Source organism: Candidatus Thiodiazotropha endoloripes (genome assembly GCF_001708965.1).
In the GTDB taxonomy this organism is placed as follows: Bacteria; Pseudomonadota; Gammaproteobacteria; order Chromatiales; family Chromatiaceae; genus Thiodiazotropha; species Thiodiazotropha endoloripes.
Genome location: NZ_LVJW01000006.1, coordinates 932,577 through 948,730 on the forward strand (window position 1 = coordinate 932,577; position 16,154 = coordinate 948,730).

The window sequence follows — 16,154 nt, forward strand, 5'->3', positions numbered from 1 at the left end:
ATTAGGCCTCCTCGTCACACGCATGGCGGTCGAGCCCGGCCTCAGCCAGCGCCACGGCCCGAAATACCGCACGGCCTTTATTCATGGTCTCTTTCCACTCCAGCTCAGGCACGGAATCGGCAACCACTCCGGCACCGGCCTGGATATGCAGGGTCTTCTCCTTGATCACCGCCGTTCGGATGGCAATCGCCGTATCCATGTTGCCATTCCAGGAGATGTAGCCTACCGCACCCGAATAGACGCCGCGTTTCACCGGCTCCAGCTCATCGATGATCTCCATGGCACGGATCTTCGGTGCACCGCTCACCGTACCGGCCGGAAAGGTGGCGCGCAGCAGATCGATGGCACTCATGTCATCCCGCAGTTTGCCGGTGACATTGGAGACGATGTGCATGACATGGGAGTAGCGCTCCACAATCATCTTGTCGGTCAGGGTGACACTGCCGATCTTGGCCACCCGACCGGTGTCGTTGCGTCCCAGATCGATCAGCATCAGATGTTCGGCCAGCTCTTTGGGATCGGCCAGCAGCTCCTCTTCGAGCGCCTTGTCCTCCTCCTCGCTGTAACCCCGTCGGCGGGTGCCTGCGATCGGTCGCACGGTAACCTCACCATCCTCGAGACGGGTCAGAATCTCCGGTGAGGAGCCGACGATATGGAACTCGCCGAGATCGAGAAAATACATATAGGGAGAGGGATTGAGACCTCTGAGGGCACGATAGAGATCCAGTGGTGGCGCCTGAAAGGGGATCGACAGGCGCTGCGATACCACCACCTGCATACAATCCCCATCGAGGATGTATTGCTTGATCCGCTCAACCGCCTGTTTGTAACCCTGCTCGGTGAAGCCGGAGACAAAATCCGCTTCATCCACCTGGCGCGGATCGCCAGCCGCCAATTTGGGTACCGGCTGACGCATCGCCCGAATCAGCTCCACGATACGGGTCTGAGCGGTATCCAGCGAACCACCGTTGTGAGGATCGACATGCACAATGACATAGAGGCGACCGGAGAGGTTGTCGAACACCACAACCTCATCTGAAACCATCAACAGAATGTCCGGCGTATTCAGCTGATCCGGATTGGCGCTATCGGCCAGTTTTGGCTCGATATAGCGAATGATGTCGTAACCGAAATAGCCGACCAGGCCGCCGTTGAACCTGGGCAGCCCCTCCAGCTCAGCCGCCCGGTAGCGCTGCTGAAACGTCTCGACCCAGGCCAGCGGATCCTCGACCTGATGCTGTTCGACCACAGCCCCGTCAGTGACGACCTCAACACGCTTGTCGTAGGCCCTGACATGGGTTCTGCAGGGCAGGCCGATGATTGAATAACGCCCCCATTTCTCGCCACCCTGTACCGACTCGAACAGATAGGAGTAGGGCCCATTGGCCAGCTTCATGTAAACACTGAGGGGGGTGTCGAGGTCGGCGAGGACCTCACAGACGACAGGTATGCGATTGTAGCCCTGTTCTACCAGAGCGTTGAATTCTTGGGGGGTCATTTTCCTCTCCACACAATAGACGACAAAACAGTTGCTTCAGAGTTGGCCATCACCAACGCCATCGTGCACCGTTCATCAAAGTCTCATTGCGTGAAAGCAGGATCATTGCTGTCTACTAAAGGGTTAAAGCCTCGATTGGGCTTAACCATACTCGAAAACGCCACCTTAGCTCAAGCAGCGTTTTCCAGAATCCCCTGGATCTCGGTGAGCGAGTCGATCACCGCATCGGGATTGTAGTTACGGATATCTTCCCCATGGTTGTAGCCATAGCTCATGCAGACGATTTGAAAGCTCGCCGCGCGGGCCGCTTTGACATCACTCTGGGAGTCACCCACCATCAGCGCAGCCGTGGGATCGACACCAAGGTTTTCCGCGGCATGCAGCAGCGGCATCGGATCCGGCTTCTTTTTCGGCAGGGTGTCACCGGCAATGATGATCTCAAAGTCGTCGTGGACACCCAGATCCTTGAGCAGAGGCAGAGTGAACTGGGCCGCTTTATTGGTCACGCAGCCCAGACGGTAACCCTGACCTTTCAGGTAATCGAGACCTTCACGTATGCCGGGATAGAGTACCGAACGCAGACTGGTGTTTTCCGCATAGAGCTCAAGAAAGATCGGGTAGGCCTTTTCAAAGTCTGCCTCATTGGGCTCACCGTTGAGTTGTCCGATCAACGCCCGACGAACCAGACGCTCCACCCCGTTGCCGACCCAGTCACGCACCTTTGCCTCGCCATGTACGGGACGACCGAGCCGTTTCATCATTTCATCCACACAGTAGGCCAGGTCCGGGACACTGTCCACCAGGGTGCCATCCACATCAATGAGGATCATTTCTGGTTTTTTGATCATGCCAAACTCTCTCATGCTAAAAATCAAACAACTAATCCACTGACAAATCCAAGCGGGGATTCAAGCTCAGCAGTGGCCGCACCCTACACAATCACCAAGTGAACAATTCAATCGTTAAAATCAGGGGATCTCTCTATCTGTCTTTATGCTGGCCACTGCCGGCATGACAAAAAGGGCTCTTAACCGAACGCAGTTGGTTTGATCGAAGGTATTGGTGGGGCAGAGCCCCACCCCACCGTTGGACGGCTGACGGGTGGGGCCCGGCCCCACCAAATAGCACTTAAGTAAGCGCCATCCGGCTTTTTAACCCCTAAGGATCAAACCTTGGCCAGCTCATCCATCATCTTGCCGACGATGGTGTTGTAGCGATTGGCGTCACCCTCTTCCGGGAAACCGAAGATACCGGAACCGGCGACAAAGGTATCCGCACCGGCCGCCTTGATCTCAGCAATATTGTCGACCTTCACGCCACCATCGATCTCCAGACGGATATCCAGACCGGAGTCGTCGATCAGCTTGCGGCAGGCGCGCAGCTTGTCCATGGTGGCGGGAATGAAGCTCTGACCACCGAACCCGGGGTTCACCGACATCAGCAGGATCATGTCCACTTTGTCCAGCACGTAGTCGAGGTGGCTCAGCGGTGTGGCCGGATTGAAGACCAGACCCGATTTGCAGCCTTCGTTGCGAATCAGCTGCAGGCTGCGGTCGATATGTTCGGAAGCCTCTGGGTGGAAAGTAATGTAGGTTGCACCCGCTTTGGCGAAGTCGGGGATAATGCGATCCACCGGCTTGACCATCATATGAACATCGATATCGGCGGTCACGCCATGTTTCCGCAATGCCTCACAGACCAGCGGACCAATCGTCAGGTTGGGCACATAGTGGTTGTCCATGACGTCGAAATGAACGATCCCTGCGCCAGAAGCGAGGACGTTATCCACCTCCTCCCCAAGCTTGGCAAAATCCGCAGAGAGGATGGAAGGTGCGATCTTATCGGACTGACGGGCCATATTCTTATCTCCTACTGTTCGATCCCCACGCCGGACCAGGCTGAGGTTGGCGCAAACCCATTTTCGCGCCGGATTGCAAAAAGGAGGGCCACTTTACCCCAAAGCGTTGCGCTTTTCAGCTATCCCATCCGGGAGGGGTGGAAGCGTGACTGCGGGCAGACTCTGCAATCCGGCTGGCTGGCAGGTTAATATGGACCAACTGACCAGGAGACGAGCCATGCCAAAACGCCACCCTACCGCGCCGGGAATTGCAGGTCTGCTACTGCTTGTAATCGGTCTTGCACTGCCACTTCAGGCAGCCAACCTCAGTCTCGAACGGCGGATTTCCACTGCTCTGGACAGCCCCAGCCTGTCGGGCAAGGCAGTCTGGCTGGAAAACGGAAACAACCGCTTTCTCACTATCTATAGCCCGAGCGAAACAAAACTGAGTCTTGGCGGAGCCCTGATACTGCACGATCAGGGAACCCATGCGGATTGGGCGGAGGTGGTCCAACCGCTCAGAAAACATCTCGCCAGGCAGGGCTGGAACACCCTGGCGCTGCAACTGCCGGCCACCGATACCAGCCCCGATGCAACCGCCCGTCTGAATCTGATGGAGAAGGCCTCAGCGAGGATCCAGCGTGCAATCGACTACTTCGATCCCCAGCAGCAACCCAATCTGGTGCTGGTAGGCCATGGACTCGGCGCCGCTATGGCTTTGCACCATCTTGCCAAACAGCCCAACCAGCGGGTTAGCGCCATAGCAGCGATTGGCCTGAGCATCGATCCTTCCGAAGAATCCGACCCGGTATCCCAGGCCATAGCACAGATAGAGATCCCCATATTGGATCTGTATGGCAGTCGTGACCTGCCAGCCGTCACAGGGAGCGCAGCCAAGCGTCGTCAGATCGCCTCAGCGAATGCCAGAGAGGGGTATCGCCAGGAGGTTCTGAATGGGGCAGATCACTTCTTCAGTGGTATGCAATCGAGCCTGCAGCAGCGTATTCACACCTGGCTGAAACGCACCAGTACGATCGAGGGAAAGAATTGAGGGGGGTTATTTGGTCACCATCAATGCTTTGATCCGACGTACATAATGCCGGGTCTCACCAGGCGCATAAGTTTCCACCTGAGACCAGTTCTTAACCTCTCCATGGGCTTTAATCGCTTTGCGGTAGGCCCGTAACACATTGCCATACCCCGCATTGTAACTCCCCAGTGCAAAGGCCAGCCGCTCCTCGGTAGGCAAGCCTTTTTTCCACTTCCGGTAGAGCATGCGATCGTAGTAGATGCCTGCGGCAATATTCCAGCGCGGCTCCTCGATATGGGTGAAATGGGGATTGTCCTCTTTGATCTCCTGGTAGGTGGCCGGCAGAATCTGCATGATCCCTTTTGCACCGGCGGAACTGAGGGCCTTTGGTTGCAATCCTGATTCTGCGATGCCCTGCGCCTTGAACCAGTGCCAATCGATGTGGGGACCGAAATAGTGTTTGGTGTACTTACGGAAGTAGTTGTCGTAGCGATCACTCCAATGATCGTGCTTTACGTGCTTGAAAGGACCGGCATGCAACAGCCCGGGCAGCAGCAATAACAGTAGACAACAACGCAACATAGAGAGCCTAGAGCACACTCATCCGTGCCGCCCCTAGTTGAGCCCCAGACCGATCACCAGGCCCAGGGCTGTGCCAATGCCGATAAAGATCCCCATGATCATGATACCGACGGCGATGTTGCCCCTCTTCAACTCATCAGGAATGCTGAAATTGACAATATGGCTGAACACTTTGCAGCCGAACCACATAAAAAATATGGTCAACGCACCGCCAAATATCACATAGATGAAATTGAGCAGGATGGGATCTAGGCTATCGGTCATTTTCCCCTCCCAGGGAGATTGAGAAGCGATATTGAATTCAGGTTAGATCAGCCCATGGAGCGCGCTTCTTTGATTCGCTCATAGGCCTTCTTTATCTCATCGGTTTTCTGTGCCGCCATCTTCATCATCTCTTCCGGTAACCCCTTCGATACCAGTTTGTCCGGATGATGCTGACTGATCAGACGACGATAGGCCCGTTTCACTTCCTTATCGGATGCATCCGGGGAAACATTAAGAATCGCATAGGCGTCATTCAGCGAGACACCCTGGGTTCTTGGCGGTGGCTGACTGCCCGCTCCGGCATAGTGAGACTGGGCACGCACCATACGTTCAAGACGGCGGAAGGTGAATTCCGGAATATTCAGCAGCTCACAGATATGCAGCAGCAACAGCTCCTCTTGCCGGTCCATCTCACCATCGGCATAGGCTGCCTGGATCTGGATCTCCAGAAACATCTGAATCAGTGTCTGGCGCCGGTGACACTCCTGACGAAACTGGGTTACCACATCATCGAGGGGGAACTGCTCCGATTTACCCTCCTGAAACAGACTGATCGCGGTCTGTCGCATCTCGCTGGAGAGGGACATCTGGCTCATCAGGTTTTCGGCAAGCCGGATCTCGTCCTGGGAGACCCGCCCATCCGCCTTCGCCAGATGGCCTAACACCGAGAAGGTCGCCGTGAAGAAAGCGGTCTGAACCCGCTCCTGATCCCCTGGCCCCCAGCTGATGTCATCGTCCGGCAGCCCTTTCAGGCCTTTATCGAATTTGTGGCCCAAGGCGGCGCCCAGTACAGCCCCCAACGGCCCACCGAGCATGAATCCAAATGCGCCACCAACCAGTTTTCCCCACCAACTCAAGGCTGTACCTCACTTAGGGCCTGTTAACACTCATCCACACAGTGAGAGCAAGACTCAGGGCCTTCAATCACCATCGCAATCGACAAACTATACCTCAGCCGACCCCGCTTAAGCTATTTACCGTGAAGATATTGCTCATCGCTGAAGGAGTAGACCCAGGCCGGGAAGAACACCACCAGCATGGTGATCACCCAGCCGTTGATCAGGGCTTCGGGAAAGAACATCAGAGGAAAGAAGGGGATTATCGTCACCTGCAGTTCCGCCATTGTATAGGCGCCACTCAACACCAGCAGCTGCATGGCCAGATACCCGCTGATATAACCCACCAGCCAGGCGGTAAAGAAGCCGTTCCCCAGGACATAGATAAAAAACTGCCTGGGTAACCAGGAGCGTACCAGCACCAGAGCGATCTGCGACAGGGTAATCGGCACCAATACCACAGTCAGGAAACTGACCACATAGCCTTCCCAGCCATAACCTGCATTCATACTGACCGCGAACAGCGCGATGCTGGCAGCGAGAATCGCCAGTGACCAGCCGAACATCAGAGTGATCACCGTCACCCCCAGCAGATGGAACGAGAGGCCGGGCTGGATCTGACCCCGCATATGCCAAAGCGCGATCAGGCAAACAATGGCACCCAGGAACACATGAATCAGATTCTGTTGTGTCAGACGCTGCCAGGTAGCCAGTTTCAAAGCGGCAATCAGCACGGCACCACAGAGACCGGCAAGCCAAAACAGCAGGGGCGTTGAAAACAGACCACCATCCAATTCCATCGATTTCCTTCCTTTCCTCCCAGCCGAATTCAGCTATGCTGACGGCTGTTGATACAGCAGATTAATGACAGGGGAGAACCTGATGATCTACCGATCACTCGGTAACAGCCAAATCAAAGTCAGCGCTCTCTCACTCGGCACCATGACCTTTGGTGAACAAAACAGCGAGGCCGAAGCCCATGTTCAACTCGACCGCGCAATTGACGCCGGTATTAATCTTATCGACACAGCAGAGATGTATCCGGTTCCGCCGAAAGCGAATACCCAGGGCGAAACAGAGCGCCATATCGGCAGCTGGCTGGCACGCCGTGGCCGACGGGAGCAACTGGTTCTTGCCACCAAAGTTGCCGGTCCGGCAGACTGGCTCAGCTATCTCAGGGATGGCAATCTGCACCTTGACCGATCCAATATCGAGGCCGCATTGGAACAGAGTCTGCAACGTCTGCAGACAGATTACATTGATATCTATCAGCTGCACTGGCCGGATCGTAAAACCAACTATTTCGGAGCCCTGGGTTATCGCCATCCGAAGCATGAGTCAGCAACCCCTATCGAAGAGACCCTGGAGGTCCTGGGGGATCTCAAAAAAGCCGGCAAAATCCGCCATATCGGCGTCTCCAACGAGACCCCATGGGGCCTGATGCGCTATCTGCAGGTCGCAGAACAGAAGGGACTGCCCAGAGTGGTCTCGATTCAGAATCCCTACAATCTGTTGAATCGCAGTTTCGAAATCGGCCTGGCTGAGATTGCCCACCGGGAGAGTTGTGGCCTGCTGGCCTACTCGCCGATGGCCTTCGGTGTTCTGTCAGGCAAATACCTGGAGGGCAAGCAACCCGCCAACGCCCGCCTGACCCTGTTCGACCGTTTTACCCGTTACACCAATCCCCAGGCCAGTGCTGCCACCGAACGTTATGTTGCGTTGGCCAGGGAGCATGGATTGGATCCAGGACAGATGGCTCTGGCCTATGTCACCAGCCGCCCTTTTGTCACCAGTACGATCATCGGTGCGACCACCCAGCAGCAACTGGAGATGAATCTGGCCAGCATCGATCTCAGCCTGGACCGGGAAGTACTTGAAGGTATTGAAAAGATCCACACAGAGCAGCCGAATCCAAGTCCATGAAACTTTACAAAAAGTACCCTGTTTCCATGACAAAGAGCATAGGATCAACGGAAAAAATGGGCTAAAGTCATGATCAAGAGACCGACTAAAAGATCAATACCAAGCGGGTTGTCTATTGTAAAAAGATAGCGAAAAAAACAGTGCCATCACACTGTCTGATTGAGTTGAACAGCGGAGAAGAATGAAAATGAATGCACCAAGAATCCGTATCGGCAGTTGGTTCAGGACCGTCAACGGAGATCAGTTCGAAGTTGTCGCTCACGATCTGGAAGAGGGAGTCGTGGAGGTCCAGTTTTACGATGGCACAGTGGAAGAGTATGACCTGGAAGACCTCAAGGAGCTTCAGATTGTACCGACAGCCCCACCGGAGGACTGGGCAGGCTCTTATGATCTCTCCAAGGATGATTACGGGGTCGACCTGGACCACCCGGCCGGAGACACCCACTACAACCCCCTGGATCACCTGGAAGATACCGATTAGTCGTCAAGGCTGATCTTGCCTCCAGACCAGACATCACCTGCACAACCCACGGACCCCCCGATGATCCGTCATTGCGGCGTAGATCGTTGCCGATTTGCGACCGCTGTAGCAGATTTACCGGCAGCAGCAGCGGGCCTAGGGCGGGATGACGAAAAGAGAATCAATCCAGAAGCGGCTTCACTAAAGAGGTCCAGCATATCAGCTTTACCGGGCCGAATGGTCAAAATTAACCATGAAATCAATAACGTTGAATGAAATCCGTCACTTAGGCAAAGTGAAACCAAGTAAACTACCCGGACGTACCAGTTCATAAGCAGCAAGAAGCGGCAAAAACCATGTAGCTTGAAGGCTGTTCCGGGGCTCTAAAGTTTGCTTTTTCAGGGCCGTTATTAAAAGTAACAGGACCTAGTTTGTGAACGATCCAGGAGGTGTGAGATGAAGAGAGTATATGATATGAGTACGGGCCAGATCATTGAAACCGGTCTTACCACTCACTCTGCGCCTCAAAACGCCTCACAGTTTGATCAGCCGGCACTGGAGCTAGGCCTGCAACCGGTTACTTCCGAGAGTCCCACGAAGTGCGCTTTCCCGCCTGAGCTGGTCGTGGCGGACCTAAACGCCTTTATCGAAAAAATAAGCTGACAGGATAAGGCGCTCACTTCGTGACTTGAAAGCCGGGCCCCATGGCCCGGCTTTTTTATGCCCCGGAAAGAGTATCCAGAATCGCTACTATCTCACCATCCCGCAGCTCCACTTGTATCGGCGAGAGGGCATCCCCGGTACAGGGACCACGCAGACAGAGACCATCTTCAACGCGAAACAGCGCACCATGGGTAACACACTGAATGTAACTCTGGCTTAAATCGAGAAACTGGTCTGGCTGCCATTCGAGATTGATTCCGGTGTGAGGACAACGGTTCAGATAGCCATAGACCCGCTCCCCTTTGCGTACCACCAGAATCTCCTGTGTATCACCTTCCAGTTCCACGCTGAAACCCCGGCTTCCCGGATCCTCGAGTTGTTCAAATCTGCATAATCTGTGTATCGATGACATATGCTTACAGTTCACCGCTAAATCCCGTCCCGACCACACTTCTCACCGGCCATGCGGTTGCCATAGCGCAGTGCCTCCAGGGGATCCCCCCACTCAAGCAGAGCATGGATCACGCCGGCATTGAAAACATCCCCGGCCCCCAGGGTATCCACTACTTTTGCCGGTTTGACAGCCTGCTCAAAATGCACCCCGCCATCCCGATCCAGCATCCAGCTGCCGTGCTCACCCCAGGCAAGGTAACAGAGCGCCTGTCGGGTCAATGGACGGATATGGTCGAATAGCTGCCGGGCATCCGCCATACCTTTGGCCATGCTGTAGGCGCGGGATAACATCACCACATCCACATAAGGCAGTGCCTGCTCCAGACCCGGTCTGGGCTTTTCCAGCTCAAGCGATACCGGCAGGTCGGCCCGCTGCCTAAGTTGCTTCAGCATCTTCAGGGTCGCTTGCGGATTTCGGCCCTCAAAATGGACCCAGTCGTACCCTTGCAGCTCTATTTCAGTAAAATCCGCCTCACTGAACTCGGAAAGCTGCCGATGGTGAACAATCGTCCGGGAACCACTCGCTTCACTGGAGGTGATATAGGAGATTGGGGTGATGCCCCCTGACTCTACCCGGACCCAGCGGGTATCGATCTGCACAGCCTGCAGTTGATCAAGGATGAATCGGCTCGCCTCATCATCCGCCATCACACCGGCCCAGCTGCAGCTATGCCCCAGGCGACTCAACACCGTCAAACTGTTACAGGCATTGCCACCTCGCCGGCGGCTTTGTGAAATGGCCCTGATCTCCTGATCCTCTTGCGGATAGGCCTCGACCCGATTGACGATATCGAGGGTTGCCACCCCCACTGCCAGAATTCGCATCGGAGATTGTTTAACTCCCAGGGCCTGTTAACACTAATCCAATAGGCCCTGCTGGGACTGTTTTTGTATCCAGCAAGGCAGAATGAGCGTAGTGTGGTCCGGCTATATGAGCGATTGATAACACCGCTGGGTACAAAAAAGCCCCAGCCCTTCGGGTTACGTCTGAAAAGGATAGAGTGACGTCGTCACGGATGGTGTGGCCGAAACGGTCGGGGCGATGGACAGCAATCGACATGCGACCGTCCGCAGTAGCCGGATTATTTACGCCGGAACAGACGCCCCAGCGAGTTACGCTTGGGATCTCCATCATCTCCCGGCTCCCGGCCCAGTTCGGATAACCGTGAAGCGGCTTCGGGGGTTTCCCGTGCCGGTGAAGTCGTGGTATCCAGTCCACCGGTCTTCCTCAGCAGCAACTCCAGCTTGCGTTTCAGTTGATCCACTTCCTTGTCTCTGTCTTCAACCGAGTCCTCCAGGGAGCGGCACTGACTTTGTGAGAGCCTCAGCAGGTGGTCCTTTTCATTCAGTGACTGTTGCAGGGAGAGCATCTCCTGACGACTGGCCTGCAGGGCTGCCACTTCATCCACATCCCGGTTGCTTGAGAGTGACTGTTTGGATTTAGTGCGCTCAAGCTCCAGACGCATATGTTCAAGATCCTCAGCCGCCTGACGACGCACCATATCCAGTTCGGTACGCAGCGCATTGACCTGCTCGTCAACGCCAAAGGATTGTACATCCTGTATCTGCTCTACATAGGTTTCGATGACACTGCGCAGTTCGCTGACTTCCCGGCGCATGCGGATGGCTTCATCATTCGCTTCATCCCGCTCGGTCTCAAGGTTCTCAGCCTTGATACGCAACTCTTCCATCTGTACCAGCAGATCATCCGCCAGATTGGAATCTGACACATGGTCCCGCATCCCGCTCATCTCGGAGTTGAGATGATCGTTCTCATTTACCAGATCGGTAAACTGATCGCGCATCTCAGTCAGCTGTTTGGCCAGGCTGTCCCGTTCCTGCTGCAGGCGATCTTTCTCTTCGGTCAGATTTTCAAGATCTTCACCAAGCATTTCGATGGCGGTCTCTTGAACATCGCGTTCCCGCTTCAGTACATCCGCCTGCCTTGCCAGCTTGTCATTCTTTTCGCGCTTTTTCTGCTCTGCCTCAAGGGCGGTGCGAAGCTCATTCACCTCGCTGTCCACATCATCTGTGAGCTGGCTCTCCATCTCCAACTGGACTTCTCTCAGGCCTTCGACTTCCCGCTTCAGTCTAATAATCGTCTCTTCCGATTCACTCAGCGCCTGCTGTGTACTCTTCAGATCATCGTCAGATGCCGCCTCCGCCAGGGACTCATTGGCTCGAGCGAGCTCCTCAGTAAGCGTCGACCGCTGAGCTTTGCTCTCATCGAGCTGTTGCTGCAGCTGCTGTTTCTCTTGCTCCAGCGCATTGAATTGTTGACTCAGAGAATCCCGACTGGTTTCCGCTTCCTGCAGGGTGTTGGTGACGGCTTGAACGCGCTCTTTTTCGGCTGCCAGTTCTGCCTCTACATTTGCCAGCAACGACTCATGATCGGCCTGCTGATTCTGCTGATCCTGTCTGAACTGATCCAATTCGGAGTTGAGCTTGGCTATCTGATGCTGCAGATCCTCTTTTTCAGAGTTCAAGTTATCACGATTCGATTCACTCTCTGCAAGCTGATCGGCAATCGACTCGGTATTCTGTTTCTGCTCGGCCAGCTCAGCATGCAGCGCCTCAACCGCCGAGCTCTGTTCGGACAACGCACTCTGCTGGCTCTGCCTGATCTCTTCAAGTTCGGCCCGGGCTCCGTCCAGCTGCTCTTGCAGTGCCGCTTTGTCACTCTGCAGGGACTCACGCTCACTTTCCACTTGCTGCTGTGCCCGGCTCAGCTCCTCCAGAGACTGGTTTGCCTCAGCCAGTTCTGCGGAAAGACGCTCCACATCCTGCTGCTGATCGGAGTTATGGCTCTGCAGAGCGTCGATTTGACCCTGCAGCTCAGCCAACTGCTGCTCCAGCGTCTCTTTATCGGCGAGCACTGATTGCCGCTCACTGGCTACCTGTTCATGACTCTGATTGAGCTCATCCAGCGAGCCCTTCGCGGCCGCCAGATCCTCCGAAATGGACTCAACTGACTGCTGTTTCTCATTCAGCTCATCCTGCAGGCTGTCAATTCGACTCTGCCATTCATTCTGTTGCTCAGTCAATTGCTGCTGACTCAGCTCCAGCTCGGTCTGACTGACCGCCAGCTGCTCTTCCAGAGAGAGCTTGGCCTGCTCTATTTCCGATAGCTGCTCGGTACTGACCTCAACCGCCTGTTCTGCTGTCTCCAGAGAGTGTTTCAGGAATACAGCAGTCTGATGCTCCTGTTCAAGACGCGCTTCGAACTCAACCCGTTTCTCTTTCTGTTTACGGGTTGCCTGCTGCGCTTCCTGCAACTGCTCGCGCAGTGCAACCAAAGCCTCATCACTGCCCAGGCGGGACTCTTCAAGAGCCTCCTCAAGCTGCTGTTGACGCTCAGCCGACTGCTCTTTCTCAAGATCGGACGCGACGATCTGCTGCTGCAGCTGATTGATCTCTTCTGCCGCCTTGTCCTGCTGCTCCTGCATTTCGGCCAGGGTCTGACCGAGACTCGACTCAGCCTGTTCCAGTGCAGTTTGACGTTCTGTGAGGATGTTATCCTGCTGCTGTTTCTCCTGTTGCAGGCCCTCCAGCTCGCCTCTAACCTGCTCGAGCTCAGACTTCAGACTGCTGATGGCATCCGCATGTCCTTTCTCGAGCTCATCGCTGGCGGCACGCAATGCGTCCAGATCGCTGACCAGCTCCTGCTTCTCGCCTTCAAGTGATTCGATCTGCTGCTGAAGCTGCTCAGTGCGTGTCTGCGACTCATCATATTGATGTTGTAGATCCTGCTTCAACTCCTGCAGACCGGCGATCTCGTCGCTGGCCTGTTCTGCGGTCAGCCTGGCTGACTCGTTCAGGCTCTCAATCTGACTGTTCAGATCCTCAACAGATTGCTGATTGAGTGCCTGCTGCTGATGCAGCTCATCCTTTGACTGGGCCAGAGAGTGCTGCAGCTCTTCAAGCTGCTGTTGATAGCTGGCTTCGGATTCGGAACCTTGTTGCTGCTGATTTTGCAACTCATCCTGAGCCTGAGAGAGACTCTGCTCCAACTCCTCGATTCGCTGCTGATGCTGATTGGCAGCATCCTCTGCACGCACCTTTTCCTGATGCAGCTCCTCCTGGGCCTGATTAAGGAACTGCTGAACCTCATCAATCTGTCCCTGGTATCCGCTTTCCGATTCTGCCGCCTGCTGTTGCTTTTGTTGCAGCTCCTGCTGAGCCTGATCCAGAGACGCCTGCAGTGTTTCAAGTTGCTGTTGATGCTGGCTCTCGAGCTCACTGGTCTTCTCTCGCTGCTGTTGCAGCTCCTGTTCAGTCTGCTCGACAGTTTGCTGCAGCGCTTCGAGTTGCTGCTGATAGCGGGATTCACTATCGGATACCTGGGCCTGATGCTCCTCAAACTGGCCGGCCAACCCATCATGTTGCTGTCGAGCCTGCTCCAGCTCGCTGTTCGCCTGTTGCAGAGACTGCTGCAGCGATGCCTGCTCTTCGGTCAGCGTGTCGACGGATTCAGTCAGTGACTGGTTCTGTTGCTCAGCCTCTTTCAATGAGTCTGTGAGTTGATCCCGTTCGCCTTTCAGACGCTCCAGGTCATCCGCAAGCTGCTGCTGACGGGCCTCAGTCTCCTGTTGCAGTTTTGCCAGCTCATCCCGTTCCTGGGTAATTGTCGCCATACCAGCTTCGGCCTGATGATGGAAATCATCCGCCTCACCTTTGAAGCTCTCCATCTCGGTCAGCAGCCGCTGATTCTCCTGCAGCTGCTCATCACTCGACTCACGGATAGTATCAAGCTCGAATTGGAGCTCGGTGATCTGCTCCTTCAGACGCCCCTCACTCTCCTCATGGCGTCCATGAATCTGCTCCAGCTGTTTATGCAGATCGTCACTGTGGGACTTCACATCAGTGGCATGCTGCCTGGCGATGTCCAGCTCCTGCTGACTGGTCTCGAGGCGAGCCTCGAGTGTCTCAATACGCTGCTGCAACTGCTGGCGGTCACTCTCCAGCTGCTCTGAGTCGGTCAATCTGGATTGAGCCTCCTGAAGAGCCTCGCGCAGTTCTGAAGCTTCCCGCTGAAGCCCCTCGGCCGCAGTTGCTTCCTGCTCACCGCTTTGAATCTTGTTTTTTGCTGCAGCCAGGGCCTGACGCAACAGCTTTATTTCTGACTGACGCTGCTCCAGCTCCTGATTGAAATGGTTACGGGTCTCATCAAGCTCACGCTTCAGGCGGTTGAAAGCCGCGATCTGCTCCTCAGAGGTCTCAGCAACAGCTTCATCGGCATCACGATTGAAATCGATGACATTGCTGGCCGGCTGATCACCATCACGGCTCTTAAGACCGACCAGCACAGCCAGTTCGGCCCAATTGATATCGACAACGAATACCTCAGCACCCCGCTCCGTCAACAGATAGGCGGCCGTGGCAGATTGTCCCACCTCTTCACCATAGACCACATAGGGCCGATCCAGAGTCAGGCTCGATGCCTGAAAACGCAGCGAGAAAAAAGGCAGATTGATCGCACCGGGCAGGTGCCCCTCTTCATACTCCTCCGGGGTGCGCACATCCAGCCAGAGCGCCCCCTTCTCAATATAGCCAGTCGCTTCCGAGTAACTCAGCGTTCTGGAGAGGGGCTGTTTCACCAGCTCGATGAAGTCACTTTTGCTGAGACGCACCAGAACCCCGTCAGTAACCATTTCAACCGAACTGCCACGGGGTTTATCGGAGATCAGCGCCTCTTCGCCAAAACCTTTTCCTGCCTTCAGCCGGGCCAGTTCCACTGGTGCATGGCCCTTCTCGGGTTGCCGGGATACCACACACTCACCGCGACTGATCAGATAGAAATAGTCCCCCTCATCCCCCTGCTGGATAACCAGGTCTCCAGCCTGTACCTGGATCTCCTCCATGCGCATCATCACCCGCTGCAGATTGGCTGGGGGAATCTGTTGGAATACCGGGGATTGCAGCAGCAGACTCATCCAATCACCGCTACTGGGCTGCTCAATGTCTTTTACTTCATAACTGGCGCTGTGGCTGCGTGCCAGCATATCGCTGAGCATACGACTGTCGATGCGAACGTAGTTCACAGCCGTTCTGGCCTGTGCGGAGTGTTTTCTGGGCAGCTGATGGGCAAGGGCAAAGCGGGCGGTCGGGGTACCGCTGCTGATCAGATCCATCTCTTTCTGCCCGGACAACAGGGCAACAGTACCTGACAACAGGTAGACATTCTGGTGATCTGTGTCCCCTTCACGAAAAAGGTATTCACCCTTCTTTGCCTTTTCAACCACAATCTGGCTGAGCAGATGACCAAGCTGCTCCTCTGAGAGTGTGTTCAAAGGCACCAGGTTTTTTAGTAGGACATCGTCACTTTTACTGTTTGGCACGGCCATACTTTCTGCGCTCAGGAATATCGATCCTATGATTTAGAGGGTAACGTCGCTCCTCTATTTAACGGCACCCTGAATAAAAAGCTGAATGGGAATCTCCCTCCTGCCAACGCAAAGGTTGAACAGGTTTGCATTTTCATCAGAGCCGAGAAACCATAACGATCTTAATGTTTTATTTCAACGACATAAATCAAAATTTTTTGATTTACCGGTATCTACCACAGGGACTGCATGCGGGGGTCCATCTCCTATACGTGCTACAGTGGC

14 protein-coding genes are annotated in these 16,154 nt (G+C 55.0%); 4 read left to right on the top strand and 10 right to left on the bottom strand.

The annotated features are described in order from the left end of the window. Position 1: 1 nt before the first annotated feature. The 3 genes from trpE to rpe all read right to left on the bottom strand — a co-directional run bounded on the left by trpE (position 2) and on the right by rpe (position 3,356). A complete protein-coding gene (gene trpE, locus A3193_RS14890; RefSeq protein ID WP_069003480.1) occupies positions 2–1,498 on the bottom strand; it encodes an anthranilate synthase component I in 1,497 nt (498 codons plus the stop codon). A gap of 170 nt (positions 1,499–1,668) precedes the next feature. Next, positions 1,669–2,346, bottom strand: a complete 678-nt coding sequence (locus A3193_RS14895; RefSeq protein ID WP_069004110.1) for a phosphoglycolate phosphatase — start codon at positions 2,344–2,346, stop codon at positions 1,669–1,671. Between the two features lie 317 nt (positions 2,347–2,663). Further along, positions 2,664–3,356 (bottom strand): ribulose-phosphate 3-epimerase, encoded by a 693-nt coding sequence (rpe, locus tag A3193_RS14900; RefSeq protein ID WP_069015180.1) that lies wholly within the window; start codon positions 3,354–3,356, stop codon positions 2,664–2,666. Between the two features lie 217 nt (positions 3,357–3,573). On the opposite strand from rpe, the gene A3193_RS14905 reads away from it, so the two are divergent. After that, entirely contained in the window at positions 3,574–4,386 is an 813-nt protein-coding gene (locus A3193_RS14905) for an alpha/beta fold hydrolase (protein ID WP_069015181.1), read from the top strand. A 6-nt stretch (positions 4,387–4,392) separates the two neighbouring features. Here A3193_RS14905 and A3193_RS14910 read toward each other — a convergent pair whose 3' ends face one another. From A3193_RS14910 to A3193_RS14925, 4 genes are all read right to left on the bottom strand, one after another. Continuing rightward, complete coding sequence (locus tag A3193_RS14910; protein ID WP_069003477.1) at positions 4,393–4,947, bottom strand: transglycosylase SLT domain-containing protein; 555 nt, start codon at positions 4,945–4,947, stop codon at positions 4,393–4,395. Positions 4,948–4,980: 33 nt separating this feature from the next. Next, positions 4,981–5,211 (bottom strand): DUF350 domain-containing protein, encoded by a 231-nt coding sequence (locus tag A3193_RS14915; protein WP_069003476.1) that lies wholly within the window; start codon positions 5,209–5,211, stop codon positions 4,981–4,983. 47 nt (positions 5,212–5,258) lie between these two features. Beyond that, positions 5,259–6,068, bottom strand: coding sequence for a co-chaperone DjlA (gene djlA / locus A3193_RS14920; RefSeq protein ID WP_069015182.1), 810 nt, complete (start codon positions 6,066–6,068; stop codon positions 5,259–5,261). Positions 6,069–6,181: 113 nt separating this feature from the next. Then, positions 6,182–6,847: an energy-coupling factor ABC transporter permease gene (locus A3193_RS14925; protein ID WP_069003474.1), complete on the bottom strand. Its 666-nt coding sequence runs from the start codon at positions 6,845–6,847 to the stop codon at positions 6,182–6,184. An 82-nt stretch (positions 6,848–6,929) separates the two neighbouring features. Here A3193_RS14925 and A3193_RS14930 point away from each other — a divergent pair, with 82 nt between their 5' ends. The 3 genes from A3193_RS14930 to A3193_RS14940 all read left to right on the top strand — a co-directional run bounded on the left by A3193_RS14930 (position 6,930) and on the right by A3193_RS14940 (position 9,093). Further along, entirely contained in the window at positions 6,930–7,970 is a 1,041-nt protein-coding gene (locus A3193_RS14930; protein ID WP_069004109.1) for an NADP(H)-dependent aldo-keto reductase, read from the top strand. A gap of 187 nt (positions 7,971–8,157) precedes the next feature. Continuing rightward, positions 8,158–8,451: a DUF6763 family protein gene (locus A3193_RS14935; RefSeq protein WP_069003473.1), complete on the top strand. Its 294-nt coding sequence runs from the start codon at positions 8,158–8,160 to the stop codon at positions 8,449–8,451. Between the two features lie 435 nt (positions 8,452–8,886). Next, positions 8,887–9,093: a hypothetical protein gene (locus tag A3193_RS14940; protein WP_069015183.1), complete on the top strand. Its 207-nt coding sequence runs from the start codon at positions 8,887–8,889 to the stop codon at positions 9,091–9,093. 55 nt (positions 9,094–9,148) lie between these two features. Here A3193_RS14940 and A3193_RS14945 read toward each other — a convergent pair whose 3' ends face one another. From A3193_RS14945 to A3193_RS14955, 3 genes are all read right to left on the bottom strand, one after another. Continuing rightward, positions 9,149–9,505, bottom strand: a complete 357-nt coding sequence (locus tag A3193_RS14945) for a Rieske (2Fe-2S) protein (protein WP_069015184.1) — start codon at positions 9,503–9,505, stop codon at positions 9,149–9,151. Positions 9,506–9,522: 17 nt separating this feature from the next. Further along, entirely contained in the window at positions 9,523–10,371 is an 849-nt protein-coding gene (locus A3193_RS14950) for a PfkB family carbohydrate kinase (protein ID WP_069015185.1), read from the bottom strand. Positions 10,372–10,628: 257 nt separating this feature from the next. Continuing rightward, positions 10,629–15,884: a cyclic nucleotide-binding domain-containing protein gene (locus tag A3193_RS14955; protein ID WP_235615010.1), complete on the bottom strand. Its 5,256-nt coding sequence runs from the start codon at positions 15,882–15,884 to the stop codon at positions 10,629–10,631. Between the last annotated feature and the right edge of the window lie 270 nt (positions 15,885–16,154).

Excerpts from the sequence above, each read along its gene's own strand:
- trpE (WP_069003480.1), bottom strand. The coding sequence starts at position 1,498 with ATGACCCCCCAAGAATTCAACGCTCTGGTAGAACAGGGCTACAATCGC.
- A3193_RS14895 (WP_069004110.1), bottom strand. The coding sequence starts at position 2,346 with ATGATCAAAAAACCAGAAATGATCCTCATTGATGTGGATGGCACCCTG.
- rpe (WP_069015180.1), bottom strand. The coding sequence starts at position 3,356 with ATGGCCCGTCAGTCCGATAAGATCGCACCTTCCATCCTCTCTGCGGAT.
- A3193_RS14905 (WP_069015181.1), top strand. The coding sequence starts at position 3,574 with ATGCCAAAACGCCACCCTACCGCGCCGGGAATTGCAGGTCTGCTACTG.
- A3193_RS14910 (WP_069003477.1), bottom strand. The coding sequence starts at position 4,947 with ATGTTGCGTTGTTGTCTACTGTTATTGCTGCTGCCCGGGCTGTTGCAT.
- A3193_RS14915 (WP_069003476.1), bottom strand. The coding sequence starts at position 5,211 with ATGACCGATAGCCTAGATCCCATCCTGCTCAATTTCATCTATGTGATA.
- A3193_RS14925 (WP_069003474.1), bottom strand. The coding sequence starts at position 6,847 with ATGGAATTGGATGGTGGTCTGTTTTCAACGCCCCTGCTGTTTTGGCTT.
- A3193_RS14930 (WP_069004109.1), top strand. The coding sequence starts at position 6,930 with ATGATCTACCGATCACTCGGTAACAGCCAAATCAAAGTCAGCGCTCTC.
- A3193_RS14935 (WP_069003473.1), top strand. The coding sequence starts at position 8,158 with ATGAATGCACCAAGAATCCGTATCGGCAGTTGGTTCAGGACCGTCAAC.
- A3193_RS14940 (WP_069015183.1), top strand. The coding sequence starts at position 8,887 with ATGAAGAGAGTATATGATATGAGTACGGGCCAGATCATTGAAACCGGT.
- A3193_RS14945 (WP_069015184.1), bottom strand. The coding sequence starts at position 9,505 with ATGTCATCGATACACAGATTATGCAGATTTGAACAACTCGAGGATCCG.
- A3193_RS14950 (WP_069015185.1), bottom strand. The coding sequence starts at position 10,371 with ATGCGAATTCTGGCAGTGGGGGTGGCAACCCTCGATATCGTCAATCGG.